The following is a 17,436-nucleotide window of genomic DNA, read 5'->3' as shown; positions in this document are numbered from 1 at the left end:
GAGATGTAATATATGCTTAGTTATCAGCATCAATTCCATGCAGGCAATCATGCCGATGTATTCAAGCATTTGTGCTTAATAGCCCTTATTAATAAATTTAAACAAAAAAGCAGACCGTTTTTCTTTGCTGACTCACATGCTGGAGAGGGCGAGTATTTACTAAATACAAACGAAGATAATCGTTTTGATGAGGCCTTTGCGCGGCACTTAGATTTTTCATTAAAAAACACGCAAAGTAACACGCAAAATGAATTTACGATGCTAAATAATAGTGTATTTAATGATTATGAACACTTATTGAACGACTATTCTACCCAGCAGGGCAACAATCCCGTTTACCCAGGCTCTTCGGTTATTTTAAAAGATCTATGTTGCGCTGGAAACTCGATTCATGTTAACGAATTGCATAATGATGCATACAAAAAATTAAAAAGGCGGATGCGTGGCAGTGGTATACATGTTCATCAGCGTGACGCCTATGAATTCATTAATGCGCTGCTACCACCAAAAGCGCCCCAACCAATGCGTGGCGGTATTCTTATCGACCCTCCATATGAGGATAGTTACGAATATGATAATGTCTATGAGGTCGTAAACAATACTATTAAGAAATGGCCTATAGGTATTTTTGCCATATGGTACCCATTATTATCTGAGCACAGGAAAGATAAAAGAAGTGGTCAATTGCTTCGCAATCCCAAATCAGGACTTAGTGAAAAAATGGTCGAACGAATAGCTGGATTACAAATGAATGGTCTAATTGATTGTCGTTTTATTTGGCAGGACAAACGTGATTTTAACGGCATGTATGGTTCAGGTATTGCACTTATCAACCCGCCTTGGCAAATAGAGGAAGTGTTAACTGAAGTCTTGTCTTTCTTAAATGCACAACTTCCAGAATCAAATCAGGGTTATTCTGAACTTAACACATTGTTGCGGTCTGCATAAATTTGTTAGATATGAATGAAAAGTCGCTCAAACACTTTTATATTCCGGATGATCAGTCTTTATATTTGTTGTCTCATCAAGATGCTAAAAAAATTAAAGATTGGTTTGCTTTATGTAAAAAACAACTTAATAAATTAGGTTATAAGCAGGTTGAATTAATAGGGAAAGGAGCCTTTGGGTTCGCATTTGCAGGTATATCGGGTTTAGGAGAAGAGCGAGTCTTCAAATTTTCTAAAATCACATTGCCACAACATATACAAGATCGCCTAGAAGACGAAGCATACATGCAAGGAAAATTGGTCCATAACCTTATTCCAGAAGTGATTGCATTTCAAAAAATTAAAAGACAGTCTATTTTGGCGATGGCACGAGCGCCTGGGGTCGATTTAGAACAGTTTTCGTTACGGCACGGCCCATTACCGATTAAAAGTATTATAAAAATCATACAGATGCTGTGTGAAGTATTGATAAAATTGAGGCAATTTAAAAGTGATGGTGAAAGAAAACCAATTGTACATGGCGATATCAAACCCTCTAATTTAGTTTGGGATGCAACAAACGAATCCATTATGCTGATCGACTGGGGTTCAAGTGTGTTCGCACAAGTTGACGAAAATGGGCAATATATTGGTTCAAACGTCATGGATCTTATGTCGGGTGATTTACAAGAAACTAATGCACGATTAGGCGATGTTTATTTTATAGGTAATGATCAACTTAATGGAAAGTTATCTTCTCCTCGCTTTGACGAACAAGGATTAGCGAGCACTATTTACGCACTAGCATCAGGTCAATCATCAAGATTTGGTAGAAAGATTATTACGCCTAGCAGCTTAGGTCTGCCCAAGCAACTGGCCGATTGTTTAGAAGCAATGATGAGTGATGACGACGAAACAAGGCGGCGTGGGGGTGATTATATGTTTGCTAATTATCAACACCTTTCTCGCATTGTCGTTCAAACAGATAATATTAAAGAACAAATTTGTTTACTTCCCACTTGGATCAATCAAGAAATTAAAGATATTGAGACGGTTGTATATAGTTCAAGAAAGTCATTTTTACGGGGACAATACGGATTTGACGAAAGTAATTTGCATTATTTAGATGATGCTCAATTTGAGCGTTATTATAAAAACTACTTACAGGGCATGGGAGAAAATGAAAAAGCATTTATTTCTGCAGTGAGTCGTTTAGGCAAATACCCTGTTGTCGGAGGTTTAGCTATAAAATGGCAAGATAATGGTATATACGTCGATTCCTCTTTGAAACTGTATAATCCTGAACTTCAGCACTCCTTTGATCGTAGTGTAGACAACATGATCACGCTTGCTCGGGCAATTCCAGGCTCAGGTGTTTTTAAATCTTGTATGTTCAATGCAAAGAATACCCTACATGTCGAAAGGAAGAACGAAAACGAAAAGTTTATTGCTCAAGTACCCTTGTCAATTCCCTATGAAATGAGCAAGGTATCGATTGTTGAAGACGAATCGAGAATGCACTCTTATTTTGAGGATGGAGAAGATCCCGACGAATTACTTAAGTTGCCAGAACCTATTTTATCCCGAATTCATCAATTGAATGCAATCCATCATACAGGGTGTATTATCTTTGAAGCGCTGCCGACACACTTAAAAATTCATAATTATTACACTTTATTAGACCATTCTAAGCAAAAAATCTTTAACAGCTTATTACAAGAGCTTCTGCAATTTATCGATTTGATAGATGGGCTTGGCATTTCTGGTTTTATGAAGCTCCCTTATAAAGATACGAGGTTTTTTGATTTTCAAGCGGCTTTACCTGACCGCTTTGCCCCTAGGAATCCGTATCAAAATTCAACCAACCCTACATAAAATGGAGTATTAACGTTTGCTTGCAAATTTAGAGAATTTATTTGAATTAGATGAAATAGAAATTGGTCTATACAGAGGCAAAAGTTGGGACTTGGGATATAGAGCCTTATATGGTGGGCAAGTGCTAGGTCAATCGGTTATGGCTGCATATAAAAGCGTTCCTGATAATAGGAAAATACATTCTTTTCATAGTTATTTTTTGTTGCCGGGCGATGCCAGTTTACCCGTCGTATACGAGGTTGAAAATGTACGAGATGGTAGAAGTTTTTCTGCTCGGCGTGTAAAAGCTATTCAAAAGGGAAGGACAATATTTTACATGACTGCATCCTTTCAATTGCCAGAAGAAGGACTGACACATCAATTTGTTGATGTTCCTGATATGCCTCCGCCTGATTCAATTGATAAAGACATCCGGTTTTATGATACACACTTTGAACAATTATCTAGCCGTATGCAAGCAGCCTTGCCTTTTCACAGGCCAATTGACATCCGTTCGGTTAATCATTCACACGCCTTCAATGCTGAAAAACGAGAACCAAAAAGGCAGTTATGGTTAAAAGGGACTGATTCATTACCCCAAGACACTGCACTTAATCAAGCATCCTTGTCTTATGCGTCTGACTATCATTTTTTAAGTACGGCTTTGCAAGCACATGGCCTGTCGGCACAAGATAAGTCGTTACGATTAGCCACAATTGATCACGCCATGTGGTTTCATGCTGAGTTTAAATTTGATGATTGGTTAATGTATGAAATGGAAAGTCCCTTTAGTGGTAATGGTCGCGCACTAGTACAAGGCAAAATATTTAATAAGCATGGAAAGCTAGTGGCTTCATCAGTACAAGAGGGATTGTTGCGACAAATAAAATGATATAGCGGAGAATTAAAAAGGCCCGGAACATAACGTTCCAGGCTTAGGGGTGGCTCATTTAAGAGCCTTGCGCTAACTGTTTCACGTGATATTACTTCTACATATCACGTTCTATATGTTTTGCTCGCCACCGCCACAAAAGCATATTTGCAATTGGTGGATGTATGTATAAGCAAATGACTAACTAAAGCCGGACATTAATGATAGCTTAAAAAATAGATAATGTTAACGTGATTTTTATTAATTTTTATGGTCATTTTAGTTTGGGATCACGAGCATGATGAAAATGTTAAATGATGTCTATATATTTCAGTCACATAGATTTACATTGTCGATTAATTGGGATAATTTGTTTTAAGGACGGTAAATGTTTCTAAAGCGTTTTATTAACAAAATAATTCGACATAGTCTATGCTACACCTGATAGATCAAAATATAGTCTGGGCTAAATAAAGGAATAGACTACGTGCTTAGAAAACATAGTGTTCTAAGATTGTTAAACTATACAGATTAGGTTTTTATGTTACATAAGATTTGGTTAGCTTTTATTGTGTCTGCATTTGTAGCAACGTGCTACAACGTATTTGTGACCGGTGATTTAGGCAGTTTTCAACAAGTTATGAATGCAGTGACCAGTATGGCTCGCACGAGTGTTGATATCGCGTTAGGGTTAATTGGTTTATTAGCCTTTTGGTTGGGTATCTTTAAAGTAGCAGAACATTCGGGTCTGATTAGTAAGTTTTCTCGTTTACTTGCGCCATTTTTGTGTCGGATAATGCCTGATATTCCCCGTGATCATCCTGCTTTAGGCAGCATAACCATGAATATGTCGGCCAATATTTTAGGTTTAGATAACGCCGCCACACCATTTGGTATCAAGGCTATGCAAGACATGCAAACCTTAGCGCCCATCAAAGATACACTTACTAATAGTCAAATTTTATTTTTAGTACTCAATACGTCATCCGTTACACTTTTCCCTATAGCAGTGTTTTTGTACAGGGCGGAACAAGGTGCAGCTGAACCTACAGATGTATTTATTCCAATTTTATTGGCGACCAGCGCTTCTACCTTAGCGGGTTTGTTTGTGACATGTACGGTACAGAAAATTAATCTTTTTAACAAAGTTGTACTTTTGTATCTAGTCGCTATTTTTAGCTTTTTGGCGGCCGTGATTCTATATTTTTCCACACTTGCAGCAGAGCAATTGTCTGCACAATCTGCTTTGATAGCTAACTTTGCTCTATTAACCTTTATCGTTGCCGTGTTAGTTATAGGGTGGCGCAAGGGACAAAATACATACGAGCAATTTGTAGATGGGGCAAAACAAGGCTTTGAAGTTGCTATTTCAATAATTCCATATCTACTGGCGATGCTTTTTGCTATTGGCATGTTACGAGCAAGTGGCGTTTTAGACTTAGTCACTGTGCAAATTTCACATTTGTTTGCGTTTATGGGCTTTGATACGCGCTTCGTTGATGGCTTACCAACCGCCATTATGAAACCTTTAAGTGGTTCTGGTGCACGAGCATTGATGATCGAAACAATGCAGTTTCATGGCGCGGATTCATTTGCGGGGCGTTTAGCTTCTGTCTTGCAAGGGTCAACAGAGACTACTTTTTATGTCTTAGCTGTGTATTTAGGAGCGGTAGGCATAAAACATAGCAGATATGCGGTAGGTTGTTGTTTAGCCGCTGATTTTGCAGGTATATTTGCTGCTATTTTAGTCTCTTATTGGTTTTTTGGTTAACAAATCTACTTTAAGAGCTAGGGGAAAGCACATCAAAACCAATGTTACTCAGCATACCGCATAGTTGTATAAGCGGAAGACCTACGAGCGAATTTGGGTCTTCGCTTTCAATGCGCTCAAACAAGCTAATGCCCAAGCCTTCTGATTTAAAACCACCCGCACAATCAAGAGGGTTTTCTTGTCTAACATAATATTCAATTTGTTTACTTTGTAAGGTCCTAAAATAAACATGCGTGACAGCCAAATGGGTCTGAATGCGTGTTGATACATTTACGCTGTCGGCATATACAACACTTAGTCCAGTATAAAAACTGACTTTTTTACCACTAAATGATCTTAGTTGTGAGATGGCATTTTTAACAGTTAGTGGTTTGCCTATAATCTCACCTGAGGGTGAACACGCGACTTGGTCAGAAGCAATGACAATAGCCTTGTGATTATTTTTTTGTACAGTTTTTGCTTTTTCTACACTTAAGCGCATCACCAAGGATTGCGGTGTTTCTCCAGCTTGTGTGCGTTCATCTATGTTAGGTGCAATTTGTATAAATGCATCCTCTTTAAGTTGCTCGCTTGGCAATAGTATTTTAGACAATAGCGCCGCTCTGTATCGCGACGACGATGCCAATATAATGGATACGGTCATAATACTCCTAAGTTACACTCCTAAATAGCACTCAATGGCAACAAAATACTGTTTTTCGAACAACACATAAGATACTAGCAAATAGGCAATGGCTTAGATACAGAAAAAGCTTTGACTAATTGAGTGTTAATCTATACAATCCGCGCGCTATGGCAAATGTGAAACTACCAAAAAAATTAGATCCGTACAAAAGTGCACAAAAATTATCAAGTTATGTTGGTAAATATTTAGCACAAGACATGCATAGATTTAATGAGGCGGTGGAATCCATTAACGGTGACATCCTAATAGAAGTTGAGTTTTCAAAAGACGCGCAGAGTCTTACTTATTTTAAAGGGAATGCGAAAGCAAATGTCGTTGTTGTTTGTCAACGGTGTAATAAGTGTTTTGAACATTCAGTTAATACTGAATTTTGTTTTGCTCCCGTGCAGGGGAATCAAGATCTAGACATTATACCCGATGCTTACGAGCCGGTAGAGGTCAATGACCACGGAGAAGTTGATTTATTTGAATTGTTGGAAGATGAACTGATATTAGCCCTACCAATTGTCGCATTGCATGCGCAAGAGGATTGCGAAATCAAGGCTGACGACCTACAATTTGGCGAAATCGAACCGGAACAAGAGCGAAAGAACCCATTTGCGGTTTTAAAAGAGCTTAAGCGAGATTAGGAGTAACCTATGGCGGTACAAAAAAGTAAGAAAGCGAGAGCAAAACGCGGCACGCGTCGTTCTCACGATTCATTGACAGGACCTACACTTTCTGTTGATGCTACTTCTGGCGAAACTCATCGTCGTCACCACGTGACAGCCGATGGTTTCTACAAAGGTGAAAAAGTCGTTGCTAAATAGGCATCGACTTAAGTATGTTCTAAGATAGCTTGTCGAAAATAAGCTTGTCTTCAAACGACTTACCTATAGAACATGTAGCTGAAACATCAGCTGACATCAATATAGCAATAGATATCATGGGGGGCGATCGCGGCCCCCATGTTTTTTTATATGCTGTCGAAAACATTCTTCAAAAGCACCCAAAAGTTAATTTGACACTTTGCGGTGATGATAAGTCTAAAAAACTGTTTGCTTCATGTCTTGCTAACAATCGAGTCAAATATGAGGTATGTGAGCAGATTGTCAATATGTCTGACAAACCAACAATGGCGATCCGCTCTAAAAAGCAATCTAGCATGCGCAAAGCACTTGAATTAACCAAGTGTAAGGAAGTTGATGCATGCGTTAGCTCTGGTAATACTGGGGCGCTCATGGCGACCGCCTACTATGTATTAAAAACACTTCCAGGTATTACTAGGCCAGCGCTAGCTACACTCCTTCCTACTCAAAATAACAGTAGAGTATTATTGTTGGATTTAGGGGCATCAATTTCTTACGACGCCGAGTCTTTATATCAATACGCGTTAATGGGCTCAATATTAATGCAAGAATGCCAATTAGTTGAACAACCAAGAGTGGCGCTACTCAATGTTGGGGAAGAAGAAATAAAAGGGCATTCATTAGTAAAACATGCAGATTTACTCATTCGTTCAAGTGACACCATCAATTATATAGGTTATGTAGAAGGCGATGATATTTTTGCTGGGAAATCAGATGTGGTTGTTACAGATGGTTTTACCGGAAACGTAGCACTTAAAGCCAGTGAAGGAATTGCTAGCTTTTTAAGTAATGAAATAAAAACAGTGTGTACACAATCGTTTTTTTCGCGTGTGCTTAGTAAATTAGCGATGCCATTGTTCAAAAGTCTTTACCAACGGATGAACCCCGACCAGTATAATGGAGCGAGTCTGTTAGGATTGCGGTCGATTGTGGTAAAGAGTCACGGGAATGCCTCTCCAGAGGCTTGTTATTTTGCGGTAGAACAAGCAATTATGGAAGTTAAGCAATCTGTGCCAACAAAAATAAAAGCAAAAATTGAACAAGAATTGATGGAGCATTGATGCAAAAATATTCACGAATAACAGGGACGGGCAGCTACTACCCGAAAGATGTGCGAACAAACGCTGATCTAGAAATTATGGTCGATACATCTGATGAATGGATTACTGACCGCACAGGTATAAAAGAAAGACGTATCATTGGTGAAAATGAAACAGCCGCAACCATGGGTGTGCAAGCTAGTCATTTGGCTTTAGAAGCTGCTGGTATAAAAGCGAATGATATTGACATGATAATATGTGCTACTACCAGTGGACGTTACGCGTTACCAAGTACAGCTTGCGAGATTCAAAAAGCATTGCAAGTTGACAACATTCCAGCGTTTGATGTTGCCGCTGCTTGCGCAGGTTTTTGTTACGCACTTAGTGTTGCTGATCAATACATTAAAAGCGGAATGTCACAACGAATTTTAGTCATTGGTAGTGATTGTTTAAGCCGTTTAATCAACCCATCAGACAGAAGTATGGTGATTTTGTTTGGTGATGCTGCAGGGGCTGTTGTTATTGAAGCAAGTGATGAACCAGGCATACTTTCGACGCATATAAATGCAGCTGGGTCTTACGGTGATTTGTTGCAAGTCGGCAATCCAACAAGAGGTAATGAGGCTTCAGTGCATGAAAACTGGGGCTCAATGAAAGGCAACGAAGTATTTAAGGTAGCGGTCACAAAACTCAGTGAAATTGTTGAACAAACTTTGCACGCTAATAATTTATCAAAGTCGGACTTAGACTGGTTGGTACCTCATCAAGCAAATTTCCGAATTATTAAAGCAACTGCGCGAAAGTTGGATATGTCATTAGACCAAGTCGTTATGACCTTAGAAAAATACGGTAATACTTCGGCTGCAACCGTTCCAACAGCCCTAGATACTGCTATCCGGGATGGCAGAATAAAACGTGGGCAACATTTATTACTTGAAGCGTTTGGTGGCGGATTTGCTTGGGCATCTGCACTAGTTAAATATTAATAAGGTATAAATATGAGTAAACTCGCTTGTGTATTTCCTGGTCAAGGTAGTCAATCGACTGGTATGTTAGCTGAACTAGCGCAAAACTTTAGTATGGTTGGCGAAACATTTGAGCAAGCATCAGATGCATTGGGCTATGATGTATGGGACGTAGTCCAAAATGACGAAACAGGAAAGTTGGGACAAACCGAAATAACCCAGCCGGCATTGCTTACAGCAAGTATCGCCTGCTGGAAAGTACTAAATTCAGAAAAAGAGATAAAAGCAGACTTTTTAGCCGGTCATAGCTTAGGTGAATATACTGCCTTAGTGGCTGCTGGTGTATTAAGCTTAGACGCGGGTGTGAAGTTAGTAGAGGCGCGTGGACAGTTTATGCAGCTAGCAGTAGCACCTGGAGACGGTGCAATGTATGCAATCATTGGTTTAGAAGATGACAAAGTTGAAAAAATATGTGCTCAAATTGCTGAACAAACGAAGTTAGTAGTGAGTCCAGTCAATTATAATAGTCCGGGACAAATAGTTATCGCTGGCGCTAAACAAGCGACTGATTTAGCCGCAATTGCAATCAAAGAAGCCGGTGCTAAGCGTGCTTTGCCGCTAGCAGTGAGTGTGCCTTCGCACTGTTCTTTGATGAAAAGCGCTAGTCAAAAATTAGAAAGTCTATTAAGTGCAGTGCAATTTGCAGAACCTATCATACCAATTATTAATAATGTGGACGTTAGTATTAACACTGTGCCTGCTGCTATTAAAGATGCACTAGTACGACAACTATACATGCCAGTACAATGGACAAAAACAGTGCAAGTGCTGGCACGCGAGGGGGTAACCGACATTTATGAAGTTGGCCCTGGGAAAGTATTGACGGGCTTGATTAAAAGAATTGATAAATCTCTCAGTGCAAAGAGTATGAATACGCCTCAAGATTTTTAATTCTATAGATAATAAAAATGGAAAAAAACATGTTTGATTTGACGGGAAAAGTTGCCTTGGTTACTGGGGCGAGCAGAGGAATAGGGAAAGCGATTGCGGAGCAATTAGTTGCCGCAGGTGCTACGGTACTTGGAACAGCAACCAGCGAAGCAGGCGCAGAAGCTATCTCAGGATACCTTGAAGGTGCTGGTAAAGGATTTTGCCTAAATGTAAATGAAGACGATGCTATGCAGGCTTGTCTGAAAAGCATGGTGGAAGAGTTTGGCGCAATAGATATACTGATAAATAATGCTGGTATTACACGCGATAATTTATTGATGCGCATGAAAAATGACGAATGGTCCTCAATACTAGATACCAACTTAAGCTCGGTATTTAAATTATCAAAAGCTGTTATGCGCGGTATGATGAAGAAAAAATCTGGCAGAATAGTATCTATTGGGTCGGTTGTTGGTTCAACAGGAAATGCAGGCCAAGCAAATTATGCTGCTGCTAAAGCTGCTGTAATTGGATTTAGTAAGTCCATGGCACGCGAAATTGCGTCTCGCGGTATAACTGTTAATGTGGTCGCGCCAGGTTTTATCGATACGGATATGACACGCGCATTGACAGATGATCAAAAAGCAGCGATTTTCAATGATATTCCGGCAAACAGATTAGGCAATCCTGAAGAAGTAGCAGCAACGGTGCTGTTTTTATGTTCAGATTCTGCTGCATATATCACCGGTGAAACCATCCATGTAAATGGTGGCATGTATATGTGCTAAATCAATAATTATTGATTTTTATTGATTTAGCACTAAATAACAGTTGATACGAGGCTTGTTTTAACGAATAATTTACATTCTGTGGTTCGACCACAGAATAAATGCTTGGTTAAGCTTGCATGGCGAGGGTAAGGTCAATAAACTATGCCCCGCTATTTTATTTTAGGTATGTAAAGGAAACCTGTAATTATGAGTAACATTGAAGAACGCGTAAAAAAAATCATAGTAGAGCAATTGGGCGTTAAAGAAGAAGAAGTAAAATCCGAGGCCTCTTTTGTAGATGATTTGGGTGCTGACTCTTTGGATACAGTAGAATTGGTAATGGCTTTGGAAGAAGAGTTTGATACTGAAATTCCAGATGAAGAAGCTGAAAAAATAACCACTGTTCAATCGGCGGTTGACTACATAAACGCTAACAACGACGCGTAAGAATGCTTTTAGAAAAACGGCTCTTCAAACGGGAGCCGTTTTTTTATATCTGAAAATCAAGCAATTTCTTGTATTTATCCTTATTATAATAATACAAAGAAGTCGAAACTGAGGAGGTTGTGTGAGCAAACGTCGTGTAGTTGTAACCGGCATGGGTATGCTGACGCCACTTGGCAATGATGTTGATTCAACATGGTCAGGCATTTTAGCGGGCAAAAGCGGTATTGATAATATTACATGCTTTGATACAGCAGAGTTCAACGCTAAAATTGCAGGCGAAGTGAAAAACTTTGATGTTGAAGAATATATTCCTAGAAAAGAAGCCAAAAAAATGGACCGGTTTATTCAGCTTGGTATTGCTGCTGGCATGCAAGCTCTTAAAGATTCAGGTCTAACCATAAATGATGCCAATGCTGCGAGAGTTGGAGTGTCGATAGGATCAGGCATTGGTGGTTTACCTTTAATTGAGGAAAATCACAAAAAGCTAACCAACAGCGGACCCAAGCGAGTATCTCCATTTTTTGTTCCATCGACAATCACAAACATGATTTCTGGCTTTCTTTCAATTATGGAAGGCTTAAAAGGGCCTAATTTAAATGTTGTTACTGCTTGCACCACGGGTGTTCATAATATAGGTATTGCCGCCAGAACTATTGCCTACGGTGATGCTGATGCAATGCTTGCTGGCGGTTCAGAGGCAACTATTACCCCGCTAGCCTTTGCTGGGTTTGGCGCAGCGAGAGCGCTTTCTACGAACAATGCTAACCCTCAAGGCGCAAGTCGTCCTTGGGATAAAGACAGAGACGGCTTCGTGATGGGAGAAGGCGCTGGTGTGGTCATGCTTGAGGAATATGAAAGTGCAAAGGCAAGGGGCGCTCAAATATATGCCGAATTAGTAGGTTTTGGTATGAGCGGTGATGCTTTTCATATGACTTCTCCCCCTGCAGATGGCGCAGGTGCGGCTCAAGCAATGGAAAATGCAATAGTAGATGCAAAAGTCGATAGAAATCTTATTGGCTATGTTAATGCTCATGGTACATCCACACCTGCAGGTGACATAGCCGAAGTCGCCGCTGTAAAAACAATATTTGGTGAGCATGCGGCAAAGTTAAAGGTGAGTTCAACAAAATCAATGATTGGCCATTTGCTCGGTGCAGCAGGTTCAGTTGAAGCGATATTTACTATATTAGCGCTGCGCGATCAAATAGCGCCGCCTACTATAAATTTAGATAATCCAAGTGATGGTTGTGATTTAGATTTTGTCGCAAACAAAGCGGCTTCATTTAAGGCCGATTATGGACTGTGTAATTCTTTTGGCTTTGGTGGCACCAATGGTTCTTTATTATTTGTAAAGCCATAAATTAAATAAGGGCGGCCCATTGCCAGATGATTTTGAAATCTATTATGTGACTGCATCGACGAGTGTCGATGTACGTGACAGGGCCATGAATTATGGGGATGGTTGCTTTACTAGCATTTTATTTAATGGTGATAATTTTTGTCTCTTGAAAGAGCATATTGACAGGCTGTTCGACGATGCCACTTGTTTATCTTTCAACCTTGATAAAAATGAGTTGCAAAAAGGCTTATTATCTCCGCTAAAAAACATAAAATCACAATACAATGGTCAACATAAAGCCATAAAAGTTCTTGTGTCACGTGGTGTTGGTGGACGCGGATATCAAACACCAGACCAAGTCACCGTCAACATATATATCACGGTGCATGATTGTCTACCTCCACAGTATCCTAAGGAAATGTCTTTAGATTATGAATATCATTTGGGAGTATGTGATTTTTCTTTAGCCTCTCAATCTTTATTCGCTGGTGTAAAGCATCTAAATCGTCTAGAACAGGTCCTCGCTAAACATCGTCTAAAACGTTACTCTTATCTTGATGACTTTATCATGCTAGATTCTAATAATAGGCTTGTCGAAGCGACATCTGCTAATATCTTTGTAAAGTTAGCTGGGTATTGGTGTACGCCTCGTATAGAAAGCGCTGGGGTAGACGGGGTAATGCGGAGACATGTCATGAAGACTATGCTTGAACAAGGTATAGAAATAAAAACACGTGATATTTATATTGATGACTTACAACAAGCCCAATCAGTTTTTCTAACAAATGCAATATCTTTAGTCATACCCGTTTCACATTTGCATTTAAAAAATAAAGCTAATGAGAGTATTACACTGAACGACACCGACCAGTCTACCGTAAAAGAATTAATGTCTCTGTTCGCCAGTAATACATTATATTCAGAGTTAGTATTAGAATGAAACGATTCATATTAATAACTATTGTTAGCATAGTCGTCATGTCATTATGTTTTTTATTTGTGGGTTATACTAAAGTAACGGCAATTGATAACACTATTTTGAATAACCAGACGCCGTTATTGTTCGAAATAAAACCAGGTTCTAGTGTTTATTCTGTTAAACAAAGATTAACAGAATATGCAAAAGTTGACAGCATTGGTTTTAAATTGTGGTTAAGATTAAATCCTGAGGTAAGCTCTATAAAAGCAGGGATGTATGAGTTGCCACCCAATGCCAATTTTACTGAGCTTATGAGTATGTTCGCTTTAGGCCAAGAAAAACAATTTAGTATTACCCTTGTAGAAGGCGATACAATTGCAAATTGGTTAGCGCAAATTGCCTTGCTTGATTCGTTACAAAATGATGTTCGTTCGGCTAATGGGCTTTATCAGTATTTGGTAACTGACGGAAGTTTTTGTGAAAACGATTATCAGAGTATCGAAGGTTGTCTATTACCTGACACCTATTTTTATACTCATAATGACTTAGCGTCTAGCGTATTTACACGGTCTTATAAAGCAATGGAAAGTGTAGTCAAACAGGCTTGGCAAGACAGATATATTGATACGCCAATTACTGATGCATATGAATTATTAGTGTTAGCATCCATTATTGAGAAAGAAACTGCTTTAAGCGAAGAAAGAGGTGAAATTGCGGGTGTTTTTAGCAACCGATTAGAGCGAAATATGCGCTTGCAAACTGACCCAACCGTTATTTATGGCGTGGGAGAAGACTACGATGGCGATATTACACGTCTTCATTTACGAACTCCCACACCTTACAATACCTATATAATAAAAGGTTTGCCAATAACACCTATATCTATGCCGAGTAGGGCGTCAATAAATGCCGCTGCTCGGCCAGACATAACTGATAATTTATATTTTGTTGCCAGTGGTAGTGGTGGACATGTTTTTTCGCAAACACTTGCGGATCACAATAAAGCGGTGCGGCAATACTTAGAGACGCTTAACAATAAACAATAAAATAATAATCAATAAAAGAATACCCAATAAGAGAATATTTTGCATAGTTCAGGATTTATTGTTGTAGAAGGATTAGAAGGTGCGGGCAAGAGCACTGTGATAGATGCTATTAGAGACTTTTTAAGCAAGAAAGGTCAAGTAGTCGTATGTACTAGAGAGCCTGGCGGCACTCCTATGGCAGAAGCTATAAGAGAGTGTGTAAAGCACCCTTGGGCTGAGGAAGAGGTTACACAAGAGACCGAACTTCTTCTAATGTACGCGGCGCGGTCACAATTAGTGCAAAACGTGATTAAGCCAGCATTAGCCAGCAATTACTATGTAGTTGGTGACAGACATGATTTATCATCTTTGGCCTATCAAGGAGGTGGTCGCAGGGTTGAGTTAACAAAATTACATCAACTACGTCAATTAACGCTAGGCGATTTTGTCCCTGACTTTACTTTGTATTTAGATATTGATCCCAGTTTGGGTCTTGAGCGGGCAAGAGGACGCGGTGAATTGGATAGAATTGAAATGGCTGGTTTAGATTTTTTTAAACGTGCTCGTCAGGTATATATAAATACGATTAGAAGTATGCCTAACGCTATTCAGATAGATGCAAGCCAATCCGTTGGCGAGGTAAAAAAAGATGTGTTAAGTGCATTAGACAACTGGTATCAAAACAGGTCACTATGAATCTTCCGTGGTTACAGACTATCCAAAATGATTTATTTGTAAGGTTGCAAAATCAACAATTGCATCATGGTATTTTGTTAGATGCGGCTAAAGGTTGTGGCGAAGAACATTTAATCGTTGTACTCGCTAAGGCCATCGTGTGTGAGAGTAAAAATGCATGTGGACAGTGTAAGTCTTGTGCTTTATTTGTTGCGCAGTCTCATCCTGATATAAAATGGGTCAAATCTGATAAACCAAGTATTGGTGTTGATCAAATTCGTGAAGTTGGAGATTTTGTAGTTAGCACATCACAATTATTGGGTAATAAAGTAGTTATTATTCCCGATATTCAACGTTTAACAGAATCGGCAAGTAATTCATTATTAAAAACATTAGAAGAACCTAACTCAAACACATATATACTGCTGTCTACCACTGAACTGCAATATGTGTTGCCTACTATTAAAAGTCGTTGCGAAAAAATCAGAGTGTCCTTACCAAAAGTAGAGGAATCTTTAGCGTGGTTGCAACAAAAAACAGATAAGACAGTTAATCAACAAGGACTCGATGCTTACTCAGGCTCTCCTTTACTTTACTTAGATGCTCTTACAAGCGATGAAGATCTACTTTTATTGTTTACAGGTGATCTTGAACAACTGTTGGACTGCAATCTAAGTCCTCAAAGCATGGCGACCAAATGGATGAATCATCTATCGACGATTTTTACTTGGACTTATCAGTGGGCAAAAAATGAGTATAAAACTGAATTGCTGGCTAATAATAGTCAACATGTATTAAACAGTTTAGAGAAAATTTTAGATGAATGCAGTCGTTGCAAGAGTTTGAGTAATAAAGCTGGAATCAATAAAGGCTTATTATTAAGTCAGCTTTTTAATAAAGTCCAAAATAGGGAAGGCCAATAATGTTTGTTGATTCTCATTGTCATCTAGACCGCCTCAAGCTTAATGAGAGCGAATTAGATAACGCCGTTAATGAAGCAACACTGGCTGGTGTTGAGCATATGCTGTGTGTTGCTGTATCGGTAAAAGAATATGAACAAATGTTTGACAAAGTTAAGCATTTTAAGAATGTATCTGTTTCTTGTGGTGTACACCCATTGCATCAAGAAGATGCGTCTACGGCTAACGAGTTGTTGAGGGTTTGTTCCCGAGATGAAGTGGTAGCAGTTGGGGAAACTGGCTTAGACTATTATTATAGTGAAGATACAAAAGCAATACAATTGACCTCATTTGTCGACCACATAAAAACGGCGAATTTGCTTAAAAAACCATTAATTATCCATACTAGAAGCGCTCAAGAAGACACCCTTTCACTTTTAAATGCGCATTATGAAAGGTCTACAGGAGCAGTATTACATTGTTTTACAGAGAGTTTGGAAATGGCACAAGCGGCTATAGAAATGGGTATTTATATTTCTATTTCTGGTATTGTTACTTTCAATTCTGCAAAGGAATTACAACAAACCGTAAAGAAAATTCCACTCGACAAGTTATTAATAGAAACTGATTCACCTTGGTTAGCACCTGTTCCGCATAGAGGTAAAGAGAATCAGCCTAAACACGTGGTGGATGTGGCTAAATTTATTGCAGAGCTTAAAGGGGTACCGCTAACACAATTAGCTGAGCAAACAAGCCATAATTTTTACACGCTTTTCGATAGAGTAAAAAGTTAACAATGTCTTTTCCACCTTGGCGACAATCGTTAGCTCGCAGCTTACATAAACATAGGAGCAAGCCTGAATCTAAATATTTTCAAGTAGCTTCGGTAGATAGTGATGGGAAGCCACGCAATCGAACTATGGTGCATAGAGGATTTTTAGACGGCTCAAATAGTATCATTGCTATTAGCGATACACGTAGTGCTAAATTTAATGACTTTGCAAACTTAGCAGAAGCTGAAATTTGTTGGTATTTTTCTATCACGAGAGAGCAATACAGGATTCAGTCTAAGGTGGTAATGCATAGGCTTACTAAAAACGATGGCGAAGAGACCCTTGCGACAACAAGTCTTCTACAAGTAGTTTGGAATACGCTATCAGATGCAGCTAAGTCACAATTCTATTGGCCCTCACCTAAAAGTGATGCGATTCAAAACCAAAGCCAAAACCAAAACGAAGCCAAAAAAAGCAGTATTCCGAAAGAACATTCATCCCCCGAGTGTTATAAGACATTGCCAGCTAATTTTGCAGTACTTATTTTCTCACCCCTAGAAGTGGATTATTTACACCTTAAAACTCAACCACAAACACGTATAATATACAGCGTAAATAAGCCCAAGCTTGATGAAAATGCTAATTGCCTCATTGATGAAACATGGTGTGAAAAGAGCGTTAATCCTTAATAACAAGAGC

19 protein-coding genes are annotated in these 17,436 nt (G+C 39.1%); 18 read left to right on the top strand and 1 reads right to left on the bottom strand.

What is annotated here, in order from left to right; translation table 11 throughout:
* Window positions 1-12: 12 nt before the first annotated feature.
* From rlmJ to RM552_RS05750, 4 genes are all read left to right on the top strand, one after another.
* Entirely contained in the window at window positions 13-948 is a 936-nt protein-coding gene (gene rlmJ / locus RM552_RS05765; RefSeq protein ID WP_311367818.1) for a 23S rRNA (adenine(2030)-N(6))-methyltransferase RlmJ, read from the top strand.
* A gap of 11 nt (window positions 949-959) precedes the next feature.
* Entirely contained in the window at window positions 960-2,801 is a 1,842-nt protein-coding gene (locus RM552_RS05760; protein ID WP_311367817.1) for a protein kinase domain-containing protein, read from the top strand.
* 16 nt (window positions 2,802-2,817) lie between these two features.
* Window positions 2,818-3,672, top strand: a complete 855-nt coding sequence (locus tag RM552_RS05755; RefSeq protein WP_311367816.1) for an acyl-CoA thioesterase — start codon at window positions 2,818-2,820, stop codon at window positions 3,670-3,672.
* Window positions 3,673-4,192: 520 nt separating this feature from the next.
* On the top strand, window positions 4,193-5,422 hold the full coding sequence (locus tag RM552_RS05750; RefSeq protein ID WP_311367815.1) for a nucleoside recognition domain-containing protein: 1,230 nt from the start codon (window positions 4,193-4,195) through the stop codon (window positions 5,420-5,422).
* Window positions 5,423-5,432: 10 nt separating this feature from the next.
* Here RM552_RS05750 and RM552_RS05745 read toward each other — a convergent pair whose 3' ends face one another.
* Window positions 5,433-6,065 carry a Maf family protein gene (locus RM552_RS05745; RefSeq protein ID WP_311367814.1) on the bottom strand — a complete coding sequence of 211 codons (633 nt, stop codon included), beginning with the start codon at window positions 6,063-6,065 and terminating at the stop codon, window positions 5,433-5,435.
* Between the two features lie 149 nt (window positions 6,066-6,214).
* On the opposite strand from RM552_RS05745, the gene yceD reads away from it, so the two are divergent.
* From yceD to RM552_RS05675, 14 genes are all read left to right on the top strand, one after another.
* Entirely contained in the window at window positions 6,215-6,736 is a 522-nt protein-coding gene (gene yceD / locus RM552_RS05740) for a 23S rRNA accumulation protein YceD (RefSeq protein WP_311368284.1), read from the top strand.
* Between the two features lie 9 nt (window positions 6,737-6,745).
* Complete coding sequence (gene rpmF, locus RM552_RS05735) at window positions 6,746-6,916, top strand: 50S ribosomal protein L32 (protein ID WP_311367813.1); 171 nt, start codon at window positions 6,746-6,748, stop codon at window positions 6,914-6,916.
* Window positions 6,917-6,981: 65 nt separating this feature from the next.
* Window positions 6,982-8,016, top strand: coding sequence for a phosphate acyltransferase PlsX (gene plsX / locus RM552_RS05730; RefSeq protein WP_432277195.1), 1,035 nt, complete (start codon window positions 6,982-6,984; stop codon window positions 8,014-8,016).
* Window positions 8,016-8,981 carry a beta-ketoacyl-ACP synthase III gene (locus RM552_RS05725; RefSeq protein WP_311367811.1) on the top strand — a complete coding sequence of 322 codons (966 nt, stop codon included), beginning with the start codon at window positions 8,016-8,018 and terminating at the stop codon, window positions 8,979-8,981. The genes plsX and RM552_RS05725 overlap by 1 nt, the downstream gene beginning before the upstream one ends.
* Before the next feature lie 12 nt (window positions 8,982-8,993).
* On the top strand, window positions 8,994-9,911 hold the full coding sequence (fabD, locus tag RM552_RS05720) for an ACP S-malonyltransferase (protein ID WP_311367810.1): 918 nt from the start codon (window positions 8,994-8,996) through the stop codon (window positions 9,909-9,911).
* A gap of 29 nt (window positions 9,912-9,940) precedes the next feature.
* The gene (fabG, locus tag RM552_RS05715; RefSeq protein ID WP_311367809.1) at window positions 9,941-10,678 is read left to right on the top strand and encodes a 3-oxoacyl-ACP reductase FabG; all 738 of its coding nucleotides are present in this window, start codon (window positions 9,941-9,943) and stop codon (window positions 10,676-10,678) included.
* Window positions 10,679-10,867: 189 nt separating this feature from the next.
* Window positions 10,868-11,107, top strand: coding sequence for an acyl carrier protein (gene acpP / locus RM552_RS05710; protein ID WP_311367808.1), 240 nt, complete (start codon window positions 10,868-10,870; stop codon window positions 11,105-11,107).
* 121 nt (window positions 11,108-11,228) lie between these two features.
* Window positions 11,229-12,467, top strand: a complete 1,239-nt coding sequence (fabF, locus tag RM552_RS05705; RefSeq protein ID WP_311367807.1) for a beta-ketoacyl-ACP synthase II — start codon at window positions 11,229-11,231, stop codon at window positions 12,465-12,467.
* A 19-nt stretch (window positions 12,468-12,486) separates the two neighbouring features.
* Window positions 12,487-13,386, top strand: a complete 900-nt coding sequence (pabC, locus tag RM552_RS05700) for an aminodeoxychorismate lyase (RefSeq protein WP_311367806.1) — start codon at window positions 12,487-12,489, stop codon at window positions 13,384-13,386.
* On the top strand, window positions 13,383-14,411 hold the full coding sequence (mltG, locus tag RM552_RS05695; RefSeq protein ID WP_311367805.1) for an endolytic transglycosylase MltG: 1,029 nt from the start codon (window positions 13,383-13,385) through the stop codon (window positions 14,409-14,411). The genes pabC and mltG overlap by 4 nt, the downstream gene beginning before the upstream one ends.
* A 36-nt stretch (window positions 14,412-14,447) precedes the next feature.
* The gene (gene tmk / locus RM552_RS05690; protein WP_311368283.1) at window positions 14,448-15,086 is read left to right on the top strand and encodes a dTMP kinase; all 639 of its coding nucleotides are present in this window, start codon (window positions 14,448-14,450) and stop codon (window positions 15,084-15,086) included.
* On the top strand, window positions 15,083-15,988 hold the full coding sequence (locus RM552_RS05685; protein WP_311367804.1) for a DNA polymerase III subunit: 906 nt from the start codon (window positions 15,083-15,085) through the stop codon (window positions 15,986-15,988). The genes tmk and RM552_RS05685 overlap by 4 nt, the downstream gene beginning before the upstream one ends.
* Complete coding sequence (locus RM552_RS05680; RefSeq protein ID WP_311367803.1) at window positions 15,988-16,758, top strand: TatD family hydrolase; 771 nt, start codon at window positions 15,988-15,990, stop codon at window positions 16,756-16,758. The genes RM552_RS05685 and RM552_RS05680 overlap by 1 nt, the downstream gene beginning before the upstream one ends.
* Window positions 16,759-16,760: 2 nt before the next feature.
* Complete coding sequence (locus RM552_RS05675; protein WP_311367802.1) at window positions 16,761-17,426, top strand: pyridoxamine 5'-phosphate oxidase family protein; 666 nt, start codon at window positions 16,761-16,763, stop codon at window positions 17,424-17,426.
* The last annotated feature ends 10 nt before the right edge of the window (window positions 17,427-17,436 follow it).

Source organism: Glaciecola petra, from assembly GCF_031846345.1.
In the GTDB taxonomy this organism is placed as follows: domain Bacteria; phylum Pseudomonadota; class Gammaproteobacteria; order Enterobacterales; family Alteromonadaceae; genus Glaciecola; species Glaciecola petra.
This window is presented reverse-complemented; position numbering and strand designations above follow the sequence as displayed.